This is a genomic window from Azonexus fungiphilus, from assembly GCF_003634965.1.
GTDB classification, from domain to species: domain Bacteria; phylum Pseudomonadota; class Gammaproteobacteria; order Burkholderiales; family Rhodocyclaceae; genus Azonexus; species Azonexus fungiphilus.
Genome location: NZ_RBXP01000001.1, coordinates 31,850 through 49,879 on the forward strand (window position 1 = coordinate 31,850; position 18,030 = coordinate 49,879).

The 18,030-nt window shown below is 67.3% G+C and carries 17 protein-coding genes and 1 riboswitch; of the genes, 12 read left to right on the forward strand and 5 right to left on the reverse strand.

Features of this window, described 5'->3' with window-relative positions; genetic code table 11:
• The first annotated feature begins 73 nt into the window (after positions 1 to 73).
• Together waaC and waaA are read left to right on the forward strand one after the other, a co-directional pair.
• Entirely contained in the window at positions 74 to 1,027 is a 954-nt protein-coding gene (waaC, locus tag DFR40_RS00170; RefSeq protein ID WP_121456473.1) for a lipopolysaccharide heptosyltransferase I, read from the forward strand.
• Complete coding sequence (gene waaA / locus DFR40_RS00175) at positions 1,024 to 2,304, forward strand: lipid IV(A) 3-deoxy-D-manno-octulosonic acid transferase (protein WP_121456474.1); 1,281 nt, start codon at positions 1,024 to 1,026, stop codon at positions 2,302 to 2,304. The genes waaC and waaA overlap by 4 nt, the downstream gene beginning before the upstream one ends.
• On the opposite strand, the gene DFR40_RS00180 is transcribed toward waaA, so the two are convergent.
• The 5 genes from DFR40_RS00180 to DFR40_RS00200 are packed head-to-tail and all read right to left on the reverse strand — an operon-like array spanning position 2,270 to position 6,807.
• Positions 2,270 to 3,595 (reverse strand): TolC family outer membrane protein, encoded by a 1,326-nt coding sequence (locus DFR40_RS00180; RefSeq protein WP_121456475.1) that lies wholly within the window; start codon positions 3,593 to 3,595, stop codon positions 2,270 to 2,272. The two genes, waaA and DFR40_RS00180, sit on opposite strands and share 35 nt — an antisense overlap.
• A gap of 7 nt (positions 3,596 to 3,602) precedes the next feature.
• Entirely contained in the window at positions 3,603 to 3,926 is a 324-nt protein-coding gene (locus DFR40_RS00185) for a rhodanese-like domain-containing protein (protein WP_121456476.1), read from the reverse strand.
• Complete coding sequence (locus DFR40_RS00190; protein WP_121456477.1) at positions 3,926 to 4,579, reverse strand: protein-L-isoaspartate O-methyltransferase family protein; 654 nt, start codon at positions 4,577 to 4,579, stop codon at positions 3,926 to 3,928. Before DFR40_RS00190 ends, DFR40_RS00185 begins: the two co-directional genes overlap by 1 nt.
• Before the next feature lie 60 nt (positions 4,580 to 4,639).
• Positions 4,640 to 5,272 carry a TetR/AcrR family transcriptional regulator gene (locus DFR40_RS00195; RefSeq protein WP_121456478.1) on the reverse strand — a complete coding sequence of 211 codons (633 nt, stop codon included), beginning with the start codon at positions 5,270 to 5,272 and terminating at the stop codon, positions 4,640 to 4,642.
• A gap of 53 nt (positions 5,273 to 5,325) precedes the next feature.
• On the reverse strand, positions 5,326 to 6,807 hold the full coding sequence (locus tag DFR40_RS00200; protein WP_121456479.1) for a carbonic anhydrase: 1,482 nt from the start codon (positions 6,805 to 6,807) through the stop codon (positions 5,326 to 5,328).
• A gap of 124 nt (positions 6,808 to 6,931) precedes the next feature.
• A riboswitch (TPP riboswitch) is annotated at positions 6,932 to 7,030 on the forward strand.
• A 54-nt stretch (positions 7,031 to 7,084) separates the two neighbouring features.
• Here DFR40_RS00200 and thiC point away from each other — a divergent pair.
• From thiC to mgtE, 10 genes are all read left to right on the forward strand, one after another.
• Entirely contained in the window at positions 7,085 to 9,001 is a 1,917-nt protein-coding gene (gene thiC / locus DFR40_RS00205) for a phosphomethylpyrimidine synthase ThiC (protein WP_121456480.1), read from the forward strand.
• 153 nt (positions 9,002 to 9,154) lie between these two features.
• On the forward strand, positions 9,155 to 10,504 hold the full coding sequence (locus DFR40_RS00210) for a chloride channel protein (protein ID WP_121456609.1): 1,350 nt from the start codon (positions 9,155 to 9,157) through the stop codon (positions 10,502 to 10,504).
• Between the two features lie 2 nt (positions 10,505 to 10,506).
• Positions 10,507 to 10,749: a YkgJ family cysteine cluster protein gene (locus DFR40_RS00215; protein ID WP_211329703.1), complete on the forward strand. Its 243-nt coding sequence runs from the start codon at positions 10,507 to 10,509 to the stop codon at positions 10,747 to 10,749.
• Positions 10,750 to 10,779: 30 nt separating this feature from the next.
• Entirely contained in the window at positions 10,780 to 11,601 is an 822-nt protein-coding gene (locus DFR40_RS00220; protein WP_121456482.1) for an undecaprenyl-diphosphate phosphatase, read from the forward strand.
• Positions 11,589 to 12,155: a YqiA/YcfP family alpha/beta fold hydrolase gene (locus tag DFR40_RS00225; protein ID WP_342767590.1), complete on the forward strand. Its 567-nt coding sequence runs from the start codon at positions 11,589 to 11,591 to the stop codon at positions 12,153 to 12,155. Before DFR40_RS00220 ends, DFR40_RS00225 begins: the two co-directional genes overlap by 13 nt.
• A gap of 7 nt (positions 12,156 to 12,162) precedes the next feature.
• Entirely contained in the window at positions 12,163 to 14,079 is a 1,917-nt protein-coding gene (locus DFR40_RS00230; RefSeq protein ID WP_121456484.1) for a ribonuclease catalytic domain-containing protein, read from the forward strand.
• Positions 14,076 to 14,954 (forward strand): energy transducer TonB, encoded by an 879-nt coding sequence (locus tag DFR40_RS00235; protein WP_211329699.1) that lies wholly within the window; start codon positions 14,076 to 14,078, stop codon positions 14,952 to 14,954. Before DFR40_RS00230 ends, DFR40_RS00235 begins: the two co-directional genes overlap by 4 nt.
• A gap of 5 nt (positions 14,955 to 14,959) precedes the next feature.
• Positions 14,960 to 15,784, forward strand: a complete 825-nt coding sequence (aroE, locus tag DFR40_RS00240; protein WP_121456485.1) for a shikimate dehydrogenase — start codon at positions 14,960 to 14,962, stop codon at positions 15,782 to 15,784.
• Entirely contained in the window at positions 15,781 to 16,479 is a 699-nt protein-coding gene (gene mtgA, locus DFR40_RS00245; RefSeq protein WP_121456611.1) for a monofunctional biosynthetic peptidoglycan transglycosylase, read from the forward strand. Before aroE ends, mtgA begins: the two co-directional genes overlap by 4 nt.
• An 88-nt stretch (positions 16,480 to 16,567) precedes the next feature.
• On the forward strand, positions 16,568 to 18,010 hold the full coding sequence (gene mgtE, locus DFR40_RS00250) for a magnesium transporter (RefSeq protein ID WP_121456486.1): 1,443 nt from the start codon (positions 16,568 to 16,570) through the stop codon (positions 18,008 to 18,010).
• Positions 18,011 to 18,030: the final 20 nt, after the last annotated feature.

Here is an 18,030-nt window from a genome sequence, read left to right on the forward strand (position 1 = left end):
CATGGATAAGCCGTCGGCCTTGCCGCGGCGTTCTATAATCGCGCCTTCTCCCGGCTTTCCCCTGTTTTTGCCGATGCGCATCCTGCTTGTCAAAACCTCCTCGCTCGGCGACGTCATCCACAACCTGCCGGTCGCCACCGACATCCGGCGGCATTTCCCGGAGGCCAGGATCGACTGGTGCGTCGAGGAGGGCTTCGCCCAGATTCCGCGCCTGCATCCGGCGGTCGGGCGTACCGTCCCGGTTGCCGTCCGGCGCTGGCGCAAGGCGCTGCTGCGCGGCGAGACCTGGCGCGAGATCGGCGATTTCCAGCGCCGCCTGCGCGAGGTCGATTACGATCTGGTGCTCGATACCCAGGGCCTGTTCAAGAGCGCGCTGCTCGCTTCGCGTGCCCGCGGCCCGCTCGCCGGCTACACCGGCGACAGCGCCCGCGAACCGCTGGCGGCCCGCTTCTACGACCGCCACTACCCGGTTGCCCGCGATTTGCACGCGGTCGTCCGCAACCGCTGCCTGGCCGCCGCAGCGCTCGGCTATGCTGCCGACGATCCGGTCGATTACGGCATCGCCGCGCCGGCGCTGGCGCTCGATTGGCTGCCGGCGCGGCCTTACCTCGTGCTGCTCACCGCCACCAGCCGCGACGACAAGCTCTGGCCGGAAGCACGCTGGATCGAACTCGGCGGCGAACTTGCCGGGCGCGGCCTGACGGTCGTGCTGCCGGCCGGCAGTGCCGTCGAGCGGGCCCGTGCGGCCCGCCTGGCGGCGGCGATTCCGGGAGCGCTGGCGGCGCCGGCGATGCGTCTCGACGCGCTGGCGACGCTGCTGGGCGGGGCTCGCGCCGTGGTCGGCGTCGATACCGGGCTGACCCACCTGGCGGTCGCCCTGCGCACGCCGACCGTTGCCCTGTACACGGCGACCGAGCCCGGGCTGACCGGCGTTTACGGCAGCGGCTTCCATCGCAACCTCGGCGGCGCCGGCCAGTGTCCGACCGCCGCCGCGGTCCTCGGCGAACTGGCGCCGGTGCTGGCATGATCGCCCGCTGGCTGTACTTGCTGGCGCTCTACCTGCTGCTGCCGGCGATCTTCGTCCGCCTGGCCTGGCGGGCGCGGCGGCAACCGGAATACCTGGCCAATCTCGGCGAGCGCTTTGCCGTCTACGCTGACGGTCGACGGCCCAGGAACGGCAAAAACCGGCTGATCTGGGTGCATGCCGTGTCGGTCGGCGAAACCCGTGCCGCCCAGCCGCTGGTCGAGGCGCTGCAGGCGCGCTGGCCAGCGCACCGGATCCTGCTCACCGGCATGACCCCGACCGGCCGCGCCGCCGGTGCCGAGGTCTTCGGCGAGCGGGTGATCCAGGCCTACCTGCCGTACGATCTGCCGGATGCGGTTGACCGCTTTTTCCGGCATTTCGCGCCCGAGTTCGGCGTCCTGATGGAAACCGAGATCTGGCCGAACCTGCTGGCTGGTGCCCGTCGCCACGAGATTCCGCTGTTGCTGGTCAATGCCCGGTTGTCCGAGCGTTCGGCGCGCGGCTATCGCCGCTTCGCCGCGCTGGTCCGCCCGGCCTTCGCCAGCCTGGCCGCGGTCGCTGCCCAGAGCGAGGCCGACGCGGCCCGTCTGGCAGCGCTCGGCGCTGCGCCGGTCGCGGTTTGCGGCAACCTGAAGTTCGACGTCGTGCCGGCGCCCGAGCGCCTGGCGCTCGGCCAGTCGTGGCGGACGGCGCTGGCCGGTCGGCCGGTGTGGCTGGCGGCGAGTACGCGCGAGGGCGAAGAAGCGCTGCTGCTCGACGCCTGGCAACGTCATGCCGGCAGCGACGCCTTGCTGGTGCTGGTGCCGCGTCATCCGCAGCGCTTTGCCGAGGTCGCCGAGTTACTTGCTGCCCGCGGCCTGGCCTGGCGGCGGCGCAGCGAGGGCTTGCCGGATGCCGGCACTGCCGTCTGGCTGGGCGACAGCATGGGCGAGATGGCGGCCTATTACGCGTTTGCCGACCTCGCCTTCATCGGTGGCAGCCTGCTGCCGCTGGGTGGCCAGAACCTGATCGAGGCGGCGGCCTGCGGCTGCCCGGTGCTGGTCGGCCCGCACACTTTCAATTTCCAGCGGGCCACCGAGGATGCGCTGGCCGCCGGTGCGGCGCAGCGGGTCGCCGATGCCGACGCGCTGATGCTGACGGTCGACCGCCTGTTTTCGGAAAAAACCACCAGTCTCGCCGCGATGCGTGCCGCCGCTGGCGAATTCGCTGCCGCCCATCGGGGCGCGACGCAGCGGACGCTGGCGCTTATCGAGCGTTTTCCGGGTCGAGCAGGGCGTTGATGCGGGCGACGTCGTCGTCGCCGAGGGCGCCGACCGCCGCCTTCAGGCGCAGTTGCGCGAGCAGCGTGTCGAAGGTCGCCTTGGCCAGGTCGCGGCGAGTCACGTAGACCTGGTTCTCGGCGTTGAGCACGTCGATGTTGATGCGCACGCCGACTTCGTAGCCAAGCTTGTTCGAGGCCAGCGCCGACTGCGACGAGACCAGCGCCGCCTTCAGCGCGTTGACCTGCGACAGGCCGCTGGTCACGCCAAGGTAGTACTGGCGCGCCGCCAGCGCCGCGTTGCGGCGGGCGGCCTCGAGGCCGGACTGGGCGGCGCTGCGGTTGGCGGCGGCTTCGCGCTGCCGCGAGGTGGTCAGGCCGCCCTGGAAGAGCGGGATGTTCAGTTGCAGGCCGACGTTGTTGTAGTCGGAGTCGACCATCGTGCCGCTGGCGAAGGCCTTGGCCTTGCCGCCGTTGGCGACGATGTCCACGGTCGGGTAATGGCCGGCGCGCTGGCGGTCGACTTCGCGGGCGGCGATCTCGGCCAGCGTCTGCTGGATCTGGACCGGCAGCGCGTCCTTTTCGGCGGCGGCGATCCAGTCGGCCAGCCGGTTCGGTTCCGGCGCGTTGAGCGGCGCGTCCTTGCGCGGCGGCGCCAGCGGGCCGGGCTCCTTGCCGGTCAGCGTGCGCAGCGCCTGCTGGCGGATTTCGAGTTCGCTTTCGGCAGCCAGCTCCTGGGCGATGACCAGGTCGAAACGGGCCTGCGCTTCATGGGTGTCGGTGATCGTCGCGGTGCCGACCTCGAAGCTCTTTTTCGCCAGTTCGAGCTGCTGGGCGATGGCTTCCTTGTTGGCGCGCACCGCGGTCAGGTTCTCGCTGGCGTAGAGCGCGTCGAAGTAGGCCTGGGCAACGCGCAGGATGAGGTCCTGGCGGGCCTGGACGAAACTCGCCTCGGCCTGCGCCACCTGCAGCTTGGCCTGGTCGTAGGCGATCCAGTTCTGCCAGCGGAACAGCGGCTGCGACAGCGTCAGCTGGTAGCCGTTGGTGTTGTAGCTGTTGCTGCTGCGTGCCGCCGGGTTGTTGCGCGGCTCGGTCTCGGCATCGTTCCACACCGTATTGCCCGACAGGGTCAGGCTGGGCAGCAGGCCGGAGAGTCCTTGCGGCGCCTTTTCGCGGCCGGCGTCGAGGGTCGAGCGGGCGGCGGCGAAAACCGGGTCGTTGTCCTGGGCCTCGCGATAGACCTGCATCAGGTCGGCGGCGAACAGCGGCGTCGCCAGTAGCGGATAGGCCAGCAGCCAGGCAAGTTTCTTCATGCTTTCCTCAGTATCGGCTCATGCCGGGATCGACTTCGCAGGCCCAGCCCTCGACGCCGCCCATCAGGTTGTACACCGTGGCGTAGCCGCGGCGTTCGAGAAACATCGCAACCTGCATGCTGCGGCCGCCGTGATGGCAGATGACGACGATCTCGCGCGCCGGATCGAGTTCGTCGCAGCGCACCGGCACCGTATGCATCGGCATCGGCAGCGAGCCGGCGATCTGGCACTGCGCCACTTCCCAAGGTTCCCGGACGTCGAGCAGCAGCGGCTGCGGCCGACTGTCGTCGGCCAGCCAGTCGGCCAGTTGTCGCGCCCGGATCTGCTTCATCAGAAGGCGAAGCCCGGCTTGGCGGCGGCGCCGTCGAGCGTCGGCACGACGGTTTCGAAAAGGTTGACGGTGTTGAAGACGCCGTCGGCGACGCAGGTCACCAGTTGCGCTTCCATCACCGGCGCGCTGCCGACCACGGCCGCCAGGCGGCCACCGACACGCAGCTGCTTGAGCAGTTCCTGCGGGATCTCGGCAACGGCGCCGGAGACCACGATCACATCGAAGGGCGCGCGCTGCGGCCAGCCGCGGCTGCCGTCGGCGGTTTCCACCGAGACGTTGGCGACGCCGGCGCGTTGCAGGTTGGCGCGGGCGGCATCGGCCAGGGCCGGACGCACTTCCAGGCTGACCACATGCTCGCCGCGGGCAGCCAGCAGGGCGGCCATGTAGCCGCTGCCGGTGCCGATCTCGAGGATGCGGTCGCTCTTGCGGACAGCGAGTTCCTGCAGCAGGCGGGCTTCGACGCGTGGCGCCAGCATCACCTGGCCTTCGCCGAGCGGGATTTCCATGTCGGCGAACGCGAGATTGCGATAAGCGGCCGGCACGAAGTCCTCGCGCTTGACGACGAAGAGCAGGTCGAGCACTTGCGGGTCGAGAACCTCCCAGGGGCGGATCTGCTGTTCGATCATGTTGAAGCGCGCTTGTTCGATGTTCATGTGGTGTCTCCGCAGACAAGTATTAGCATACGCTAATATATTGGTTCCGACAAAAGCTGATTATACCCGAGGGACGCACAGCCCCTGCCGCATCAGATCCATGTGCACCGCAAGATAGGCGTTGGTGTCGCTGGGCGTGTCCTTGAAGTGGCCGAGCGAGAAATCCCAGATCAGCAACATCAGCACCGGTGCGATGACGACGTCGATCGTCTGCTCGATGTCGAGACGGCGGAATTCGCCGCTGTCCATGCCGCGCTGCAGTGCGGCGCCGACCAGCGCGCGGCCGCGGGCGATCACGTTGCGGTAGTAATAGGCGGCGATTTCCGGGAAGTTGCGGGCTTCGGCGACCATCAGCTTGGGAATGCCGGCGTAGGCGGTGCAGCCGATGCGGCTCCACCAGTGCTCGAGCAATTTTTCGAGCAGGGCGAAGCTGCTGCCGGTATGGCGGGCGGCGATTTCCTCGTTTTCGGCCAGGACCGGCACGATGCCTTCCTGGATCACCGCCATGAACAGCGCTTCCTTGTTGGCGTAGTAGAGGTAGAGCGTGCCCTTGGAAACCCCGGCCAGCGTCGCCACGTCCTCGAGTCGGGTGGCGGCGTAGCCCTTGTCCACGAAAAGGCTCAGCGCGGCCGCCAGCAGTTCGCTGGGGCGGGCTTCCTTGCGGCGTTTGCGGGCGGGAGCAGGGGTTGGCATGTGCAACTTAATGACTTTGGGGTCATTAAGTTAGCACTGCGCTCCCGTCAGGGTCAACGGCTTTCCTTGATCAGGCGGTCGCCGACCGCTTGCAGCGGGCGGGCGTTGTTGCGGTAGAGGCGGCTGAAGATGCGGATCTGCTCGTCGGAGACCTGGACCGGCTGCTTCATGACGATCCAGGTGACGCCTTCGGTGCACGGCGGTGTCGTCAGCGAGCCCATGAAAGTGTAGTACTGCCCGGATTCGGGCAGCAGCCGGGCCGGATTGACGGCGGTTTTCGGCGGCTGCACCGGGCTGTGCTTCTCCAGCGGCAGGTGGTTCCACAGCGTCTGGATTTCCGGATGCTCGGTGCCGCGCTCGAGGAGCAGCGCGACAACGGCGAGGGCGCCGTCGAGCGAGCGGTGCACCAGGTGGATCGACATCTCGTAGCGCTGGCCGTCGACGCGCATTTCGGATGGCCGGTGGAAATGGATGTCCTCGAGCTCATAGGTTTTGCCGGTCAGCGAAAAACGGCTTTCGCCGACGTTGACCGAGACGGTGTGGCCGTTGTCGATGATGCGGAAGGTCGACGGGCGGTAATCGAAGCGGATCGGTTCGAGGTCGACCTTGATGCCGTCACGGATGTCGATCGGCGATTGCCGCTTGCCGCTGGCGCAGAGCTGGTTGCGCGGGTCGATGCGGGCCCAGTTTTCGGGGCCGCCGGCACCTTCGTAGCCCCATTCGATGCGCCCTTGTGGCAGTGCTTGTGCCGGATTGACGAGTTCCAGCATGTAGCCGCCAGCCGCCGGCGTCGGCTTCGCCGCCGGACGGGGGGCGCTGCGCGGGGTCGGGGCATTGTTGCGGACGAGTTGCGTGGTGCCGAGCGGAGCGTTGATTGTCGGCAGGGCGCGGGCCGCGGCCGGCTTTTCGGTAGCGGCGGCAGGCGCTTTCTCGGTGGCGGCGGCCGTTTTTTCCTGCGACTGGTTGGCTTCGGCGGCGGCCTTGAGGTTCGGGCGGATCGACGGAATCGGTGCCGCGGTTTCGCTGGTCTTCAGCGCCGGGCTGCCTTCGGTCCTGGCCAGCTCCTTCTTGAGCAGGGCTTCGTTCGCCTGCTGCAACTGGCCGGCGGCCTCGTTCGCCTTCTGCGCCAGTTCGCCGGCGCTTTCCTTGGGTGGCCGGCAGACTTCGCGCAGCACGCGGTCGTCGAGCGTGCCGCTACGCACCGGCAGCTCGGTGCCGGCGATGTCCTCTTCGCGCAGCGCTTCCTTCTCGGTTTGCCGATAGATGCGCTTGATCGTCCTGGCGCTGCGCGTGGCGCAGTCGTAGCGGGTGGTCGCCTCGATGATCTTGTAGGGGTTGCCGGTCTTGCCGTCGGTCAGTTCGCGGTCGAGCGTGACCCGGCTCTGCGCCTCGACGACGTTGCCGGTGCGCTTGAGCGTGCTGCGGTCGAGTTCGATGCGGCGGCCGGCTTCGGACGAGATGTTCTGCCAGCTCGGCGCTGCCGAGGCGATCCAGGGCAGGCTGGCCAGGGCGATGGCGATGGTCATCAGGCGCATGGGCGTTCCTTTGGTTTTTTCTTCATATTCGCAGGCTTGTCGGACATATTTCGACCGATTTCGAGAAATCTTGAGCCGGCCTTCGCATTTCTTGCATTTTGCCTGTCTTTCCAGTACCTTGCAGCCCACTCGTTAGGGGTGCCGCGCGAATTTCCTGCGGCTGAGAAATACCCTTCGAACCTGATCGGGTCATGCCGGCGAAGGGAAACGAACTCCGACCTAGGAACCAGCTCGCTTCCCGCCCGTCTTACCCGCTGATTCCAAGACCGGAGACATCATGAACGCCAAAGACACCTTCCTTGCCGCCAACGCCCAAGTCGACGAGGCCGCCATCCAGCCGCTGCCGAATTCGCGCAAGGTTTACATCGAGGGCTCGCGCCCCGACCTCCGGGTGCCGATGCGTGAAATCTCGCAAGCCGACACGCCGACCGGCTTCGGTGGCGAGAAGAATCCGCCGATCTTCGTCTACGATTGTTCCGGCCCGTATTCCGACCCGGCGGCGCAGATCGACATCCGTTCCGGCCTGCCGGCGCTGCGCGCCAGGTGGATCGAAGAGCGCGGCGACACTGAGGAGCTGCCCGACCTGACTTCCGAATACGGCCGTCAGCGCGCTGCCGACGCCAAGCTCGACGAACTGCGTTTCCCCGGCCTGCAGCGCAAGCCGCGCCGCGCCAAGGCCGGCGCCAACGTGTCGCAGATGCATTACGCCCGCAAAGGCATCATCACGCCGGAAATGGAATACGTGGCGATCCGCGAAAACCTCAATCGCGCCGCCTACATCGAAAGTTTACGGTCGACCGGCCCGCAGGGCGAAAAAATGGCCAAGCTGCTGACCCGCCAGCATCCGGGCCAGAACTTCGGCGCCAGCATCCCGGCCGAAATCACGCCGGAATTCGTGCGCTCCGAGATCGCCCGCGGCCGCGCCATCATCCCGAACAACATCAACCACCCGGAAAGCGAGCCGATGATCATCGGCCGCAACTTCCTCACCAAGATCAACGCCAACATCGGCAACTCGGCGCTCGGCTCGTCCATTCAGGAAGAAGTCGAGAAAATGACCTGGTCGATCCGCTGGGGCGGCGACACGGTGATGGACCTGTCCACCGGCAAGAACATTCACGAAACCCGCGAGTGGATCATCCGCAACTCGCCTGTACCGATCGGTACCGTGCCGATCTACCAGGCGCTGGAGAAGGTCAACGGCAAGGCCGAGGACCTGACCTGGGAAATCTTCCGTGACACGCTGATCGAGCAGGCCGAGCAAGGCGTCGATTACTTCACTATCCACGCCGGCGTGCTGCTGCGCTACATCCCGATGACTGCCAACCGCATGACCGGCATCGTCAGCCGCGGCGGCTCGATCATGGCCAAGTGGTGTCTGGCGCACCACAAGGAAAGCTTCCTCTATACGCACTTCGAGGAAATCTGCGAAATCATGAAGGCCTACGACGTCGCCTTCAGCCTCGGCGACGGCCTGCGTCCCGGCTCGATCTACGACGCCAACGACGAAGCACAACTGGGCGAGCTGAAGACCCTGGGCGAACTGACCGAGATCGCCTGGAAGCACGATGTGCAGACCATCATCGAAGGGCCGGGTCACGTGCCCATGCACCTGATCAAGGAGAACATGGACCTGCAGCTCGAATACTGCAAGGAAGCCCCGTTCTACACCTTGGGCCCCTTGACCACCGACATCGCGCCGGGCTACGACCACATCACCAGCGGCATCGGCGCCGCGATGATCGGCTGGTACGGCACCGCCATGCTCTGCTACGTGACGCCGAAGGAGCACCTGGGGCTGCCGGACAAGAACGACGTCAAGGAAGGCATCATCACCTACAAGCTCGCCGCGCACGCCGCCGACCTCGCCAAGGGCCATCCCGGCGCGCAGATCCGCGACAACGCGCTGTCCAAGGCGCGCTACGAGTTCCGCTGGGACGACCAGTTCAACCTCGGTCTCGACCCGGACAAGGCCAAGTCCTTCCACGACGAGACCCTGCCCAAGGAATCGGCCAAGGTCGCCCACTTCTGCTCGATGTGCGGCCCGCACTTCTGCTCGATGAAGATCACCCAGGACGTGCGCGACTTCGCCGCGGCGCAAGGCCTGAACGAGGCCGAGGCGCTGGAGAAGGGGATGGAGACCAAGGCGGTCGAGTTCGTCAGGAGCGGTGCCGAGATCTATCGCAAGCTGTGACACGGTCGACGCCCCGAAAGCGATGAAAATGGCGGCTGCGGCCGCCATTTTTATCGGCCAATGTCCGGCAAAATCGGTCAAAATGCCGGTCATGTCTTCGTTTTTCGCAGAACTGTTGCCGGCGTCCGGCCCCTTGCCCCGGTGGCGCCCCTGATGCAGCGCTGGCTCGAAGCCCGCCTGCGGCGCGCCCAGGCCTGGATGCGTGCCAACCAGAATCATCTGCTGGCGCGGCTGAAGGTTTGGGGCGGGCGCCTGGTCTTCTGGGGCTGCGCCATCGTTGTCGGCCTGGCGGCGGTTGCCTTCGCGCTGCTCAGTGACAAGGCCGGCGAAACCTTCGTCCACTTTGCCGAACGCTTTCCCTGGCTGCCCTTCGTGCTCACGCCGGCGGCCGGCGCCGCCTTGCTCTGGCTGACCCGCGAGTATTTCCCCGGGGTCCAGGGCAGCGGCATTCCCCAGGTCGTCGCCGAAATCCGCCGGCCGGCGCAGGGGCCGTGGCGGCCGCTGGTCTCGCTGCGTATCGCGCTGGGCAAGATCGTGCTCGGGGTGGCGGCGGTCGGTGCCGGGTTCTCCTTCGGCCGCGAAGGGCCGACGGTCCAGGTCGGCGCCAGCCTGATGGCGGCGGCCGGTCGCTTCATGCCGACGACTTTGCGCATCCATCGCCAGCATCTGCTGGTCGCCGGCGGTGCCGCCGGCATTGCCGCTGCCTTCAACGCGCCGCTGGCCGGCATCGTCTTCGCCATCGAGGAGCTGTCGCGCAGCGTCGAATCGCGGCTCAGCGGCGTCGTCATCGCCGCGATCGTCCTCGCCGGCGTCGTCGCCCAGCATTTTCTCGGCAGCGAAAACTACTTCGGCCGGGTCGTCTTCTTCGGCGAAAGCAACGAACTGTTCTATACCGTGCTCGTCTGCGCCGTCGTCACCGGCGTTGCCGGCGGCGTCTTCGCGCGCATGCTGCTGATTCCGGTGGCCGGCTGGAAGGGGCGGCTGGCCGATTTCCGCGCCGCCCATCCCTACGCCTTCGTCGTCTTCTGCGGCCTGCTGCTGGCAGCGCTGGGCACGGTCAGCGGCGGCGTCACCTGGGGCAGCGGCTTCACCGAGGCCGAGGCGCTGCTCAGCGGGCGCGAGGAGGTGCCCTGGTATTTCGGGCCGGCCAAGTTCGTCGCTACCGTGCTCTCCTACCTGAGCGGGCTGCCTGGCGGCATCTTCGCGCCGTCGCTGGCGATCGGCGCCGGCATCGGCCAGGACCTGCTGCCGCTGCTGATCGACCACGCCTTCCCGACCAGCGTCCTCGTCCTGTGCATGGTCGGCTTTCTGGCGGCGACGACGCAGGCGCCGATCACCGCCTTCATCATCGTCATGGAGATGGTCGCCGGCTATTCGCTGGTGATGAGCCTGATGGCGACGGCGCTGATCGCCTCGGTGGTGTCGCGGATGATCTCGAAGCCGCTCTACGCCACGCTGGCCGAGCACATGCTCCGTCAGCAGGCGTCGGTCGAGCCGAAATGAGCCTGGCCTGCCGGCCGGGCTGCGGCGCCTGCTGCATCGCCCCTTCGATCAGTTCGCTGGCCAAGCCGGCCGGCGAGCCCTGCCGCCATCTTGACGGCGACCTGCGCTGCCGGATCTTCGGCCTTCCCGAACGCCCGGCCTGCTGTTCCGGGCTGCAGCCGTCGGCCGAGATGTGCGGCGACGATCCTGCCTCGGCGCTGCGCTGGCTGGCCGATCTCGAGGCGGCAACGCGGCCGCCGGGGTAAAATGCGCGCTCTTGTCATAGAGCCTCCTGCATGGACCCCATCCTTCTCCTGAAAGCCCTGATCCTCGGCGTCGTCGAGGGTCTTACCGAATTCCTGCCGATTTCCTCGACCGGCCACCTGATCATCGTCGGCAGCCTGCTCGGCTACACCGACGACCAGAGCAAGGTGTTCAAGATCGTCATCCAGCTGGCGGCGATCCTCGCCGTCTGCTGGCTCTATCGCGAGCGCATCGTCCGCGTCGCCGGCGGCCTGCGCGGCGATCCGGTGCAGCAGCGCTTCGTCGGCCTGCTGGTGGTCGGTTTCCTGCCGGCGGCGATACTAGGGCTGATGTTCCACGGGACCATCAAGACCTACCTGTTCAATCCGCTGACCGTCGCCGGGGCACTGATCGTCGGCGGTTTCCTGATCCTCTGGATCGAGCGCAAGGTGTACCAGCCGCGCATCAGCAGCGTCGACGCAATGCGCTGGCCGGATGCGCTCAAGGTCGGTTTCGCCCAGGCGCTGGCGATGTTTCCCGGGACCTCGCGCTCGGGGGCGACGATCATGGGCGGCCTGGTTTTCGGTCTGTCGCGCCAGACCGCGACCGAGTTCTCGTTCTTCCTGGCGATCCCGACGATGTTCGCGGCGACCCTCTACGACGTCTACAAGAACTGGGCGATCCTGCGCCTCGAGGACCTGCCGGTGTTCGCGGTCGGTTTCGTCGCCTCCTTCGCCGCCGCCATGCTCAGCGTCAAGGCCCTGGTCCGCTACATCTCGAACCATGACTTCACGCTGTTCGCCTGGTACCGCATCGTTTTCGGCCTGGTCGTGCTGTTGACCGCGCAGATGGGCTGGGTCGAGTGGGTGGATTGATCCTCTACCTGCACGGCTTCTGCTCGTCGCCGGCTTCGTGGAAGTCGCGCCTGATGGCCGAGGCGATGGCGGTCCGCGGCCTGGGCGGTCGCTTCCTCTGTCCGCAGCTGTCGCCGGTGCCGGCGCAGGCAGTCGCCGATCTCGGCCGGCTGATCGAGGCTGCCGAGGTGCCGCCGACGCTGGTCGGTTCCTCGCTCGGCGGCCACTACGCCAGCCACCTGGCGGCAAAGTACGGGCTCGCCGCGGTGCTGATCAACCCGGCCACGGTCAACGCCCTCGATCCGGCAAAATTCATCGGCGAACACGCCAATTTCCATAGCGGCGAGCGTTTCGTGTTCACCGCCGAGCATGCCGGGCAGCTCGCCGCCCAGGTCGCCCGGCCGGATCCGGCGCGCACCTGGCTGCTGCTCGAGACCGGCGACGAGGTGCTCGATTACCGGCAGGCGCAGGCCTTCTGGTTCGGCTGCCGGCAAAGCGTCTTCGAGGGTGGCGACCACAGCTTCACCCGTTTTCCCGGGATGATCCCGCAAATACTTGAATTTGCCGGGATATAATCCGCCGATGAACGTATTGTTTGAAGAAGACGGCGGCTTCAAGGCCGGCACCATCATGGCCGACAACGACAGCTCGTTGCAGGTCGAACTGCCGACCGGCAAGCGCAGCAAGATCAAGGCCGCCACCGTGTTGTTGCGTTTCGCGACTCCCTCCGCCGCCCACCTGCTCGAGCAGGCGACGCCGCTGGCCGGGGAGATCGAGGCCGATTTCCTGTGGGAGTGCGTCAGCGATGGCGAATTTTCGTTTCTGGATTTTGCCCGTGATTACTACGGACACGACCCCGCGCCGGTCGAAGCGACGGCGGTGCTGCTTGCCCTGCACGCCGCGCCCGTCTATTTCCACCGCAAAGGCAAGGGCCGCTTCCGCAAGGCGCCAGCCGACATTCTCGCAGCTGCTCTGGCCAATCTTGAAAAAAAGCGTCAGCAAGCGCTGGCGATGGAAGGCTGGCTCGCCGAGCTGAAGGAATTCCGCCTGCCGCCGGAAATCGGCGCGCTGACCGATGCCCTGCTCTACGCGCCGGACCGCAACAAGCCGGAAACCAAGGCCTTCGAGAGCGCCTGCGCCGAAACCGGACTGAGTGCCGCGCAACTGCTGTTCAAGTGCGGCGCGATCAAGTCGGCCTATCACCTGCATTACAAGCGCTTCCTGCACGAGCAGTTCCCCAAGGGCACCGGCTTCCCGGCGCTCGAGGCGCCCGGCCTGCCGTCTGATCTGCCGAAGGCCGGCGTGCGCGCCTTCTCGATCGACGACGCCAACACCACCGAGATCGACGACGCGCTGTCGGTCACCTGGCTGCCCGGCATCGGCACCCGCATCGGCATCCACATCGCCGCGCCGGGGCTCGCCATCGAGCACGGTTCGCCGCTCGACGGCGTTGCCCGCGCGCGGCTGTCGACGGTGTACATGCCCGGCAACAAGATCACCATGCTGCCCGACGCGGTGGTCCAGAACTACACGCTGGCCGGCGGCGTCGATTGCCCGGCGGTGTCGCTGTATCTGACGGTCAACGACGTTTTCGAGGTGGTTTCCCACGAATCCTGCGTCGAACTGGTGCACATCGCCGACAACCTGCGTCACCACGACGTCGAACCCTGGTTCAACGCCGAGACGGTCGGCGGCGCCCTGCCGGACAAGCCCTTTGCCCGCGAGTTGCTGCACCTGTGGCACTTCGCCAACGCCTGCGAAGGCCGCCGCGGCAAACCGTCGGCGGTGCAGGGCGTGAACGACTACAACTTCGAGATCGTCGGCGACCTCGCCGACCCGGACAGCTGCAGCGTCGGCATCAGCGAGCGCAAGCGCGGCAGCCCGCTCGACAAGCTGGTCGCCGAGCTGATGATCGTCGCCAATTCGACCTGGGGCGGCCTGCTTGCCGAGAAGAACATCGCCTGCCTGTACCGCGCCCAGACCCAGGGCAAGGTGCGCATGACCACCTCGCCGCTGCCGCACGAAGGCCTGGGCGTGCCGCAATACGCCTGGATGACCTCGCCGCTGCGCCGCTATTGCGACCTGGTCAACCAGTGGCAGCTGATCGCCTGCCTGCGCGGCAATCCGCCGCCCTTCCCGCAGAAGTCGGCCGAACTGTTCGCGGCGATGCGCGATTTCGAGCTGACCTACGCCGCCTATGCCGATTTCCAGCGCCAGATGGAACGCTACTGGTGCCTGCGCTGGCTGCAGCAGCACGACATCCATGAAATCGACGCGAGCGTGCGCCGCGAACAACTGGTCAAGCTCGACCACCTGCCGTTGCTGACCCGGGTGCCGTCGATCCCGGCCGACCTGATGCCCGGCCAGCGCCTGCGTCTGGCGGTCGAGAGCATCGACCTGCTCGGCCCCGAGCTCAGCCTGCGCTTCGTCGGACTGCTCGATGCCGCGGCGGTGCCTTCGGCAGCAGCGGACGCGGAGGCGGAGGAAGAACTCGATTGAAGGCGTCGCTGCTCCCCGGCAACCCGGCCGACCGTCGCCTGTGGGTGGCGATCGCGATTTCGCTGCTCTTCCACGGGCTGCTGCTCAGCCTGCATTTCGCCTTTCCCGAGGCCTCCCGCGTTGCCCGCGAGAAGGCGCTCGACATCATCCTGGTCAATGCCCGCTCGAGCCGCGCGCCGAGCGATGCCCAGGCGCTCGCCCAGGCCAATCTCGACGGCGGCGGCAATACCGACGAGTCGCGCCGGGCGAAGACGCCGTTGCCGCCGACCGAGCGCCAGCTGAGCGGCGACGACCTGCTGCAGATGCGCAAGCGTGTCCAGGAACTCGAGGCGGCCCAGCAGAAGATGCTGGCGCAGGCGCGCAGCCTGGCCAAGGTCGCTGCCGCCGAGACGCGCAGCGAACAGCCGGCACCGGCGGCGCCGCTGAGCGGCCTCGACCTGGCCGACGCGGCGCGGGCGATGGCCCGCCTCGAAGGCGAGATCAACAAGTCGGTCGAGGAATACAACAAGCGGCCGCAGAAGAAGTTCGTCGGTGCGCGCACCCAGGAGTACGCCCTGGCGCCGTATTTCGATGCCTGGAAGCAGAAGATCGAGCGCATCGGCACGCTCAATTACCCCGACGAAGCACGCGGCAAGCTCTACGGGCGGGTGATCATCTTCGTCGAGCTGCGCGTCGAGGACGGCAGCCTGTACAACGCCGAAATCTCGCGTTCGTCGGGGCACAAGGTGCTCGACCAGGCAGCCCTGCGCATCCTGCGCATGGCTGCGCCGTTCGGGCCGATCCCGCGCGAGGCGATGGGCGGCGCCAGCGTCCTTTCGTTTGCCCGCGAATGGAATTTCGTCCCCGGCGACACCCTCGCCACCGGTAACCGCTGACACCCATGTCCGACCTCTACTGCGTTTTCGGCAATCCGATCGCCCACTCCAAGTCGCCGGCGATCCACGCCGCCTTCGCCGCGGCCTGCGGCGAGGACCTCGTCTATGAAGCCCGCCTGGCGCCGGTCGACGGTTTTGCCGCGGCCCTCGCCGCCTTCGTCGGCGAGGGCGGGCGTGGCGCCAACGTCACCGTGCCGTTCAAGGAGGAGGCCTTTCGCCTGTGCGACACGCTGACCCCGCGTGCGGCGCGGGCCGGGGCGGTGAACACGCTGAGCTTCGCCGACGGCCGGGTCAGTGGCGACAACACCGACGGCGCCGGTCTGGTCGCCGACATTGTCGCTAACCTGGGTTTCGCGCCGGCCGGCCAGCGCATCCTGCTGCTCGGCGCCGGCGGCGCCGCGCGCGGCGTCGTCGAACCGCTGCTGGCGACGGCGCCGGCGACGCTGACGATCGCCAACCGCAGCGCCGGCAAGGCGCGGGCGCTGGCCGAGGCGTTTGCCGGCATGGGCACGGTCGACGCGCTGAATTTCGCAGAATTGGCAGGCAAAAGCTTCGATCTGGTGATCAACGCCACCTCGGCCAGCCTCGCCGGCGACGCCCTGCCGCTGCCCGGCGGCGTCTTCGCGCCCGGCGCGCTGGCCTACGACATGATGTACGGCAAGAGCGAAACGCCTTTCCTGGCACAGGCCCGCGCCCAGGGCGCGGCGCGCTGCGCCGACGGTCTCGGCATGCTGGTCGGCCAGGCCGCCGAGGCTTTTGCGGTGTGGCGCGGCGTGCGCCCGGCGACGGTGCCGGTGCTGGCGGCACTGCGCGCGGCGCTGAACGGATGAAGACGTTCGGCCGCTGGCTGCGCTGGGCGCTGCTCGGCGTGCTCGGGCTGGCCTTCGCCTGGCTGCTCTGGCTGTTCCTGTGGGTGATGTTCTGGTCGCAGTTCAATCCCGGCACCACCCGCTTCATGGACATCCGCCTCGACGAACTGCGCGAGAAGAACCCGGCGGCGCAACTGCGCCAGCAATGGCTGCCCTATGCGCAGATCTCGATCCACCTGAAGCGCGCGATCATCGCTGCCGAAGACGCCAAGTTCGTCGATCATGAAGGCTTCGACTGGGAAGGTATCCAGAAAGCCATCGAAAAGAACCAGAAAAGGGGGCGCTTCGTCGCCGGCGGCTCGACCATCAGCCAGCAGCTCGCCAAGAACCTGTTCCTGACGCCGACCAAATCCTATTTCCGCAAGGCCGAGGAGGCGGTGATCACGCTGATGCTGGAAAACCTGTGGTCGAAGCGGCGCATCTTCGAGGTCTACCTCAACGTCATCGAGTGGGGCAACGGCGTCTTTGGCGCCGAAGCGGCCGCCCGCCACTACTTCGGCGTCGGTGCCGGCCAGCTTGGCCCGGTGCAGGCGGCGCGGCTGGCCGGCATGGTCCCCAATCCGCGTTTCTACGACCGCAACCGCAACGCGCCGGGGCTGGCGCGCAAGGCCGGGATCATCCTCGCCCGGATGCCGTCGGCGGTGGTCCCCGAGTAGGGGTAAACCGCAGGCTTTTCGGCTGCATTCGGCGGCCGGCGCGCACTGTTGCGGTGCTAAAATGGCGCACCTATTGCGGCGCTGCACCATGAGCGAAGACAACCAGCTGACCGATGCCGAAGACTTGCAGGAGCGCCTCGCCGAGGTGCAGACCCTGCTCGCCCGGCACAAGCTGGTCGAGGACCTGGTGCACCGGCAGGAAGGCCCGCGCCACGACCTGGTCGAGGACATCGTGCACAAGCAGCACCTGCACGAACTGCAGCACAAGCTGGAGCCGATGCACCCGGCCGACGTCGCCTACATCCTCGAGGCGCTGCCGCCCGACGAACGCCTGATCGTCTGGGACCTGGTCAAGGCCGAACACGACGGCGAGATCCTGCTCGAAGTCTCGGATGCGGTCCGCGAAAGCCTGATCGAGTCGATGGCCCGCAACGAGCTGGTTGCCGCCGCCGAAACGCTGGATGCCGACGAGCTTGCCGACCTTGCCCCCGACCTGCCGCAGGGCGTCATCGACGACGTCTTCCGCAGCCTGCCGGCCGAGGAGCGCGAGCACCTGCGCGCGGCGATGTCCTATGCCGAGGATTCGGTCGGCTCGATCATGGACTTCGACATGGTCACCGTGCGCGAGGACGTCACCCTCGAGGTCGTGCTCCGCTACCTGCGCCGCTTCGACGAGTTGCCCGACCACACCGACCAGCTCTTCGTCGTCGACCGCGACGAGCACCTCAAGGGCGTGTTGCCGCTGAACATCCTGCTGGTCAACGAAGTCGAGGTCGAGGTCGGCAGCCTGATGCACACCGATTTCGTCGAGTTCGAGCCGGACGACGAGGCCGAAGACGCCGCCAAGGCCTTCGAGCGCTACGACCTGGTGTCGGCGCCGGTGGTCGATGGCGACGGCCGGCTGCTCGGCCGGGTCACCGTCAACGAGGTGGTCGACTTCATCCGCGAGGAAGCCGAGCAGGAACAACTGGCCCACGCCGGTCTGGCCGAGGAGGAAGACATCTTCGCCTCGGTCTGGGATTCGGTGCGCAACCGCTGGGCCTGGCTGGCGGTCAACCTGGTCACCGCCTTCGTCGCCTCGCGCGTCATCGGCGCCTTCGAGGATTCGATCGAGAAGCTGGTGGCGCTGGCCGCGCTGATGCCGATCGTCGCCGGCATCGGCGGCAATTCCGGCAACCAGACGATCACCATGATCGTGCGCGCGATCGCCATGGGCCAGGTCCAGCCCGATGCGATGCGCCGGCTGCTGCGCAAGGAACTCGGCGTCGCCAGCATCAACGGCCTGATCTGGGGCGGCCTGCTCGGCGTCGCCGCCTGGTGGCTGTACGGCAGCTACCAGCTTGGCCTGGTGATGACCGCGGCGATGACGCTCAACCTGCTGCTCGCCGCCTCCGCCGGCGTCGGCATTCCGCTGATGCGCCAGAAGTTCGGCGCTGATCCGGCGATCGGCGGCTCGGTGATGATCACCGCCCTGACCGACTCGGGCGGCTTCTTCATCTTCCTCGGCCTGGCGACCCTGTTCCTGATGTGATTTTTGCCCGGATTTGACGG